Raw genomic sequence first — 3,398 nt, 5'->3', positions numbered from 1 at the left:
CGTCCCGCGCATCGTCATCCCCCTACATGCCGTGCAAAGGGTGAATCACGTTCTCAAATCCATGTCGAGGCGGGGTTTTTCAGCAGCCTGCTAAGGGCTCGCTCTCGATCAAGCTCAAGCGCGCTGGCTGGGATGACGACTTCCTTCGTAGGATGCTCAACGGTTTAGCCGAGACGTGAAGCCAACTGCGATTGCCCTGGGCGACGGGGTGGACCATGCAATCACACGCGATCATGCGCCGCTTCCGGCCCGGCGCCCCGCGCACTCCGATATGCGGGGTCTCCGCGCCCGGGTCTCCGCCCCGCTTTTTGTCCGCCATTCAACATTTCCTTCGAGGCCTTCAATAAGGCGTCGAAGGTGTCCCGGAAAACCGTGCCCCAAGCCAGTTCACATTGTCACATGAGCCTCCTTGGTCCGGCGGCATCGTGCGCCTGCATCGGCACGCCGAATCCGGCAAGCATAGCCTTGGGATCAGTTTGGAATCACGATGTTCCGTACAATTTGGAGTGGCATTGGGAGAGATGAATAATCCACTTGATTGACAAGCGCTCCTCTTCTGATGGAAGGACATTCCGGAAATTCAATAATAGGTTGTCAAATGTGACGTCAAAACGTTCTAAAAGGCACGAGTCCACGGTTTCAAGACCTTCCACCCCTTGATTTCAAACCACGAAACCGAGAAATTAAATAAATATGAGTGAAAGACGTCGTCGCGAGGCTGCGACCGTCTTATTTATGGGGAATGATTGTGCCACAACAGATTTTCGATTCGTTTGACAGCTTCGACGCGGACACTTGGAATCGTTCCGATTTTGCCGTTTCAGCCACATGGAACCAGACCGCCTGGGAGGCGGACTACGTCGAGGACGGCGACGGCGTCCTGCGGCTCAGGCTGGATGGCGCCGACAAGGATGGCAAGCCCTTCACGGGTGCCGAGCTCCAGTCGGAGGAGCATTTCACTTACGGCTCGTTCGAGATGAGACTGAAGACCTCGGGCGAACCGGGAACCGTCTCGGCTTTCTTTCTCTATACCGGCGAGTTTTTTGGAGCCAGTGAACAGAACGAAATCGATTTCGAGTTTCTTGGAAACAATCCCTCTCAGGTGAGCATAAACTATTACTATGGGACCGACAAATTCGCCAATTACATCGAGGAAGACATAGAGCTCGGCTTCGATACCTCCGCGGATTTCCACGACTACCGGATCGACTGGACGCCCGACGCGATACGCTGGTTCGCGGATGACCGGCTGTTTTACGAGATTCGTGCCGAAGACGCACCGCTGCCCATCCCGGACAAGGATATGCTGGTCTACTCCAGCCTGTGGACGGGGGATGCCAACCTCGAGGATTGGCACGGGCCTGTCGATCAGGAGATCGACACGTCCATGTCGCTCGACTCGTTCTCCTACACCCCGGCGCTGCTGTCGCTCCCGGTGGACCAGACGGGTGCGGTGACATTCGCCGGGACCTCGGAGTCGCTTGTCATCGACATGGCCGCGGGAACCTATTCCCAAGCGGCGAAGGTCCTGGCGATCGGTGACTCGCTCACGGTCGGATTTGTGGACGTCAACGACCCCAGCACGGAGCCGGAGAAGCTCGACGGGTACCGTCTCGATCTGTTCGACTCGATCGTACAGGCCGGCGGCTGGTTCGATTATGTCGGGTTTCTGGAAAGCGGTCCCGATGAGATGATGGACAGCGCCCACAGCGCGGTCGGCGGCACGCCCTTGCGGGACATCATCAGGAACGATGGCTTCGCCGGCCCGGTGGATCTGTCCGACAATCTCGATGCGTTCTCGCCCGACATCGTGTTGTTCATGGCAGGCACGAACGATTTCAACAGGGACGCGGATATTTTCTTCGGCGCCAGTTTCCCGAACCTCATCGACAACATCGGCACGGCGATCGACCAGTTCCTCGCCATGCCGGACAGCGAGGACGCGTATTTCGTCGTCTCGACACTGGCGCCGAAACTCAAGGCGGGTGTTCCGGAGATCTTTGCCGACTATCTCAATCATGGCTATTCGACCGTCGACGGTGCGCCGGTCGTCGGCGATGCCGGCAACGGCACCTACCAACCCGGCATCATCGCGACCGTCGGGGCGCGGACGGCGATTGATCCCAACATCCTGCTGTTCAACAACCCGGTCGATGTGAGCGGTCTGTCCCCTGACGAGATCCACTTCACTGAGGCGGCCTACACGGAATATGCCGCTGATCTCGCGGCGTTTCTGCAATCGGAAATCGGCCTGACGGGAGGAACTTTCGGCGGAGCGCCGCAGTTCCTGCAGCCGACACGGCATCTGGTCGGCAGCGATGCGGGTGACCGCATTTTCGGAACCGACGGCAACGACACCATCGACGGGGGCGGCGGGGCCGACTACGTCGATGGTGGTGCCGGTGCAGACACGATCCTTTTCGGCGGCGACACGCTGGAAGGCACGCTCGACAAGGTCGCGGGCTTTTCCATCGCTCAAGGAGACCGGATCAACCTGTTCAGGATGGCGGAGCATTTCGGCTGGTCGGCCTCGCAGACGCTCGCCAATCTCGTGCTCGAGGATGTCGCGACCGGCGTGCGACTGAAGATCGATACCGGGTCGACGATCGAGACCTTCGCGGAGATCCTCGATCAGACGGCGGCAACCATCGGCACCGTGATCCAGGCCGATCCGCTGCCATCCGCCGATGACGACCGAAACCTTTCGCTGACCGCGCCGGATCTTTTCATCGACGACACCGAAGCCACTTCGGTCGACGTCTCGCTTGTCGGGCTCGATGCCGATGCGACGGGTGTCATCAAGCTGACGGACGGCATCTACAGCCTGACCCGCGTGGTCCGGTCCGAAGGGACATACAGCTTCGATATCTCGGGTATGGCCGATGGTGCGATCACAACGTCGATCACGGCAAGCACCGCCAGCGGTGAAAGCCTGACCCTGCCCGGCGACACGATTTCTCTGGCCGGACCCATGCCGCCTTCGGCCGATGACGATCGCAATCTCGTGGTCTCGGCCCCCGATTTCCGGATCGACGCGGCCGAGGCGGAAGCCATCACGATCGATGTCTCCGGCCTAGATAGCGATGCAACGGCCGTCGTGACGGCGAGCGATGGCATCTCGACGGTACCTTCGGGCGTGATCGGCGCCGACGGCACGGTAACGCTCGACATCTCGTCGCTGCTCGACGGCCCGGTGACGACGCAGATCGTCGCGACGGATACCGGCGGTGCGACCACGACAACCTCCGGACCCACGCTGACGCTGGATACCAGGGTCGACACGACGGCAGACGAAGCGCCGTTCCTGTCGCTTTCTGCGGCGGATGCGAGCATCGATGCGAGCGAGGTCGGGGCGGTCGAGTTCACGCTGTCGGGGCTCGACGCCGACGCGACGGCGG

Annotated in this window: 1 protein-coding gene; it reads left to right on the top strand. The window is 60.4% G+C overall.

Annotated elements, in window-relative coordinates:
• Positions 1–748: 748 nt before the first annotated feature.
• Positions 749–3,398 (top strand): family 16 glycosylhydrolase (locus V8324_RS21380; RefSeq protein WP_336421913.1); only part of this gene is annotated, 2,650 nt, incomplete at its 3' end.

This window comes from Roseovarius sp. D22-M7 (genome assembly GCF_037083785.1).
Lineage (GTDB): Bacteria > Pseudomonadota > Alphaproteobacteria > Rhodobacterales > Rhodobacteraceae > Roseovarius.
This window is presented reverse-complemented; position numbering and strand designations above follow the sequence as displayed.